General features: G+C 55.4%; 4 protein-coding genes. All 4 read left to right on the top strand.

The genetic code is table 11. The annotated features are described in order from the left end of the window. Entirely contained in the window at nucleotides 1-546 is a 546-nt protein-coding gene (locus FBQ85_26720; protein ID MDL1878727.1) for a uroporphyrinogen-III synthase, read from the top strand. An 84-nt stretch (nucleotides 547-630) separates the two neighbouring features. Beyond that, a complete protein-coding gene (locus tag FBQ85_26715) occupies nucleotides 631-1,671 on the top strand; it encodes a uroporphyrinogen decarboxylase (GenBank protein MDL1878726.1) in 1,041 nt (346 codons plus the stop codon). 130 nt (nucleotides 1,672-1,801) lie between these two features. Next, complete coding sequence (gene hemN, locus FBQ85_26710; GenBank protein MDL1878725.1) at nucleotides 1,802-3,190, top strand: oxygen-independent coproporphyrinogen III oxidase; 1,389 nt, start codon at nucleotides 1,802-1,804, stop codon at nucleotides 3,188-3,190. Between the two features lie 154 nt (nucleotides 3,191-3,344). Next, the coding region (gene hemG / locus FBQ85_26705; protein MDL1878724.1) for a protoporphyrinogen oxidase at nucleotides 3,345-4,730 on the top strand (1,386 nt) is incomplete at its 3' end.

The raw sequence follows: 4,730 nt of genomic DNA, 5'->3' as shown, positions 1-4,730 counted from the left end.
ATGCTGGACATCAACTGGCGCAAGTACATCTGGTCGGAGTACATGGCCCGCGTGCTGCTGTGGCGTCCGGTTATGGCGATGGTCGCGGACTACGAACACCCGAACCACCGCGAGACGATGCTGAAGCAGGGTGTGCGAGCCGGCGATCGCGTGCTTTATCCCTGCGCGGATAACGCGCGCAGTTTCATTCCCGAAGAATTGCAGCGCCGCGGGGTTTATGTTGACGTGATGGAACTTTATACCATTGCGCCGGACACGCCGGATAATCTTGATTATATTCGCGCCGCGCTGGACTCTGGCGTGATTGATGCGGTCACATTCACCAGCCCCTCGGCCGCGCGCCGTTTTTTTGAAATGTTCTCCTGGCCAGAATTGCTGCCTCGTCCGGTTATTGCCGTCATCGGACCAACGACTGCCGCGGCATTGTGCGACGCCAAAGTAAATGATTTCGTGCAACCGGCGCAGGCCACAGCGGAGAGTATGATCGCCGCGCTGGCGGAGCATTTTGAGAGCTACCGCCCGGGCGATTCGAAAGTACGAGTTTAAATGTTATGAAACGTGTACAAGCTTTCTAACGAATCGCCCGGGCAGTTTGTTATTGATTAGAATCGTGCAATCGGAGCTTCTCATTTGAATACAACCTCTTCAAATTCTCTGTTCTTGCGCGCCTGTCACGGCGAGCCGGTGTCGCGCACGCCGATTTGGATCATGCGCCAGGCCGGCCGTTATTTGCCGGCCTATCGCGCCACACGCGCGAAAGTGGATTTTCAGGCGCTTTATCGCACGCCCGCGCTGGCCGCGGAAGTAACCGTGCAACCCATCGAAATTCTCGGCTTCGATGCCGCCATCATCTTTTCAGATATTTTGGTGATGCCGGAGGCCATGGGCATGACGCTGGAATTTCATGAAGGCTCCGGCCCGCGCTTCCCGGCGCCATTGCGCACGCCCGAGGATTTCAAAAAACTCCGCCGCGTGCAAGCTGAGGCGCATTTGGATTACGTGCTGGAGGCGATCCGGCTGACGAAGGAAAAACTAGCCGGCACCGTCCCGCTCATCGGATTTTGCGGCTCGCCGTGGACATTGGCAACCTACATGATCGAAGGGCACGGCTCCAAAAATTTCGTGAACGCCAAAACCATGCTGTACAGCCAGCCCGGACTTTTGCACGAGTTGCTTGCCCTGATCACAGAAAATTTGCGCGATTTTCTCAATGCGCAACTGCGCGCCGGCGCTGACGCTGTGCAGATTTTCGATTCCTGGGGCGATTGTCTGAGCCCGCAAGTTTATGAAGAATTCTCGCTGCGCTATGTCAAGCAATTGATCTCCGGCCTCAAGCGCACGCAACAGCCGGCGATCTTTTTTCTGCGCGGGCGAGGCAGCGGCCTGCCGGCCCTGGCCCAAAGCGGGGCCTCGGTTCTGGGTTTGGATTGGACGATCGATCTTGCCGAAGCGCGGCAACTCACCGGCGACCGCCTTCCGCTGCAAGGCAATCTCGATCCTGGAGTCTTGTTTTCGCGTCCGGAAGTTATCCGCCGGGAAGTCTACAACATTCTGCAGAAAATGAAAGGCGCAACCGGCCACATTTTCAATCTTGGCCACGGCGTCCTGCCGGAAACGCCCGTGGAAAACGTGAAAGCGTTGATTCAAGCAGTGAAGGAATATGGCAGGTGAAAACACAAGGCAGAATTTTAATGGCAGAAAGATGATTGGCCCCCAAAATGGTTATCGAAAAAGATCACGGTCACAATTTTCCTGCCAATCATTTTTCTGTCATAGCTTTTGATTATTGTCAGGCCTGAATATGAATACAACCCTCGACATCAATCTCGATTTGTTGCGCAAATACGATCGCCCCGGGCCGCGCTACACCAGCTATCCTACGGCCCCGCAATTCACCGAATCCTTTGGCGCGCAGGAATTTCTCGGCGAAATCCTCAAAACGAATGAATCCGACGCCGCCGATCGCGGGCTGTCGCTGTATTTTCATTTGCCCTTCTGCGATACCCTGTGTTACTTTTGTGCCTGCAACATGATCATCACGCACAATTCCAAGCGCATCGATGATTATCTCGATCACCTCGAGCGGGAAATCGCGTTGACCGCGGGTTTGATCGATCACAGCCGCAAAGTCGAGCAACTGCACTGGGGCGGCGGCACGCCGACTTATCTTTCGCCGCAACAAATTGCGCGTCTCGGACGCTTCATTCACAAACATTTCAATTTTACCCGCGACGCTGAGATCAGCGTGGAGATCGATCCACGCGGCCTTGAGCGCGGCCATCTCGAAGCGTTGCGCGAGGCGGGTTTCAATCGCGCCAGCCTGGGCGTGCAAGATTTCAATCCGGAAGTGCAGGCCGCGGTGAATCGGGTGCAGCCTTACGAGCTTACGGAGTGGACGCTCGCAACCCTGCGCGAATTGGGCTTCGGCAGCATCAATTTGGATTTGATATACGGCCTGCCGTTTCAAACGCAAGAAACGTTTGCAGAAACGCTGCGCCTGATTTTGACCATGCAGCCCGAGCGTCTGGCGGTGTTCAACTACGCCCACGTGCCCTGGATGAAAAAACATCAGCGCGTCATTACAGAAGACAAGCTGCCCTCACCGGAAACAAAGCTGCAAATACTCAAACAAACGATCGAGATGGTGCAGGAAGCCGGTTACGTTTACATCGGCATGGATCATTTTGCGCAACCGCATGACGAGCTTGCGGTGGCGCAAGCCTCCGGAAACTTATATCGCAACTTCCAGGGTTATTCCACTCACGCGAATTGCGATTTGTATGCTTTCGGCATCACCGGCATCAGCATGGTCGGCGATGTGTATGCGCAAAACGTCAAGGAATTGGGGCATTACTACAAACGCATGTCGGAAGGCCGTCTGGCAACGGCGCGCGGCTGCCGCTTGTCGTGGGATGATCAACTGCGCCGCCACGTGATCACCCGGTTGATGTGCGACATGCGCCTCGATCGGCGCTCCGTCGTGAGTGATTTCGGCATTGATTTCGACGCCTACTTCATGCCCGCTTTGGAAAGCTTGCGCGAGCTTGAAGACGACGGTTTGCTGGAGATGAACGATGAGCAAATCATCGTCACGCCCATGGGGCGATTGTTGATTCGCAACATCGCCATGACATTCGATTCTTATCTGACCCAAAAGCAAAACCGCGCGCTGTTTTCACGCACGGTGTGATGGTAATTTGATCAAATCAAATGGCAAAAAGATGAAGGGCAGAAAAATATTTATTCGGCTTGCATTTTCCTGACATACATTTTCCTGACATACATTTTCCTGACATACATTTTCCTGTCATTAGCTTTTACCTTTACGATTATGCTCGAAGAATATGCTCGAAGAAAAAACCACTGACGCCCTCATCATCGGCGCGGGCATTTCCGGATTGGCGTGCGCCGCGTGGCTGCGCCAGCAAGGCGTGTCCGTCGCCGTGCTGGAAACCGCGTCTCAAGCCGGCGGCGTGATGCAGACCGAGTTGCACAACGGCTATCTTTGTGAAACCGGCCCCAACAGTTTGCTCGAAACCTCGCCGCGGATTGGAGAGCTGATTGCGCTCGCCGGTTTGCAGGATGATATGATCGCCGCCGGGCCGCAAGCCAAACGGCGGTACATCGTCAAAAACGCGCGCTTGCAAGCGCTGCCCATGAGTCCGTTGGCATTTTTGCGCACCCCGCTGTTCAGTCCCGCCGCCAAGCTGCGGTTGATGCGCGAGCCGTTTATCGCGCCCTTGCCGGCGACAGAAGATGAATCCATCGCTTCATTCGTGCGCCGTCGTTTGGGCAACGAGTTTCTCGATTATGCCATCGATCCGTTCGTGGCCGGCGTTTATGCCGGTGACCCGGACAATCTGAGCGTCGCCTGCGCTTTTCCCAAGCTCAAGGCTTTGGAGGCAAACTACGGCAGTTTGATTCGCGGCGCTATTCGCGGGCGCAAAGAGCGCGCGCAACGCGAAGATAAGGCCAAAGACCGGGCCCGCATGCTTTCGTTCCGCCGCGGTTTGGGACAACTCAACACCGCACTGGCGCAGAAGCTGGGCCGGAACATCCTCTATGAAATTTCAAATCTTCAAATCGCACGCGATCCCATTGAGGCAAATTGGCAAGTGAGTTTCCGGCAGCGGGGTGAGAGTTATTCTCTCGCAGTGCAACATCTCGTGCTGACAATTCCAACGAATCGTCTATTAGAAATCTTCTCTGGAGAATTGGCCGAGGCATGCCGCCCGTTGCAGCAGATTCCCTATGCCCCGGTCGTTGTACTGACCACGGGCTTCAAGCAGGAAGATGTTCAACACCCGCTCGATGGTTTTGGCTTTCTCGCTCCCAAAAAGGAAAAGCGCCAGATTTTGGGCACGCTGTGGAATTCCTCAATTTTTCCCGAGCGCGCGCCGGCCGGGCGTGTGTTGCTCACCACGTTCATCGGCGGGGCGCGCCAGCCGCATCTCGCGGATTTGAATGATGAAAAACTCATCGAGCTGACGCTTCAAGAGTTGCGCGAACTTATCGGCGCACACGACCGGCCGGAGTTCATGCACGTGCGCCGCTATGCGCGCGCCATTCCGCAGTATGCGCTGGGCCATCAGCGCTACCAGCAGATTATCAATCGGTTAGAGAGAGACTTCCCGGGATTGCATTTTGCGGCCAATTATCGCGATGGAGTTTCAGTCAGCGATTGCATTGTGAGGGCGCACCGCACGGCCGGGGAGATTGCGCAGGCGCAC

Source organism: Cytophagia bacterium CHB2 (genome assembly GCA_030263535.1).
Lineage (GTDB): Bacteria > Zhuqueibacterota > Zhuqueibacteria > Zhuqueibacterales > Zhuqueibacteraceae > Coneutiohabitans.
This window is presented reverse-complemented; position numbering and strand designations above follow the sequence as displayed.

What these genes read in the sequence shown, in the direction of transcription:
- FBQ85_26720 (MDL1878727.1), top strand. Translation starts at nt 1, where the DNA reads ATGCTGGACATCAACTGGCGCAAGTACATCTGGTCGGAGTACATGGCC.
- hemN (MDL1878725.1), top strand. Translation starts at nt 1,802, where the DNA reads ATGAATACAACCCTCGACATCAATCTCGATTTGTTGCGCAAATACGAT.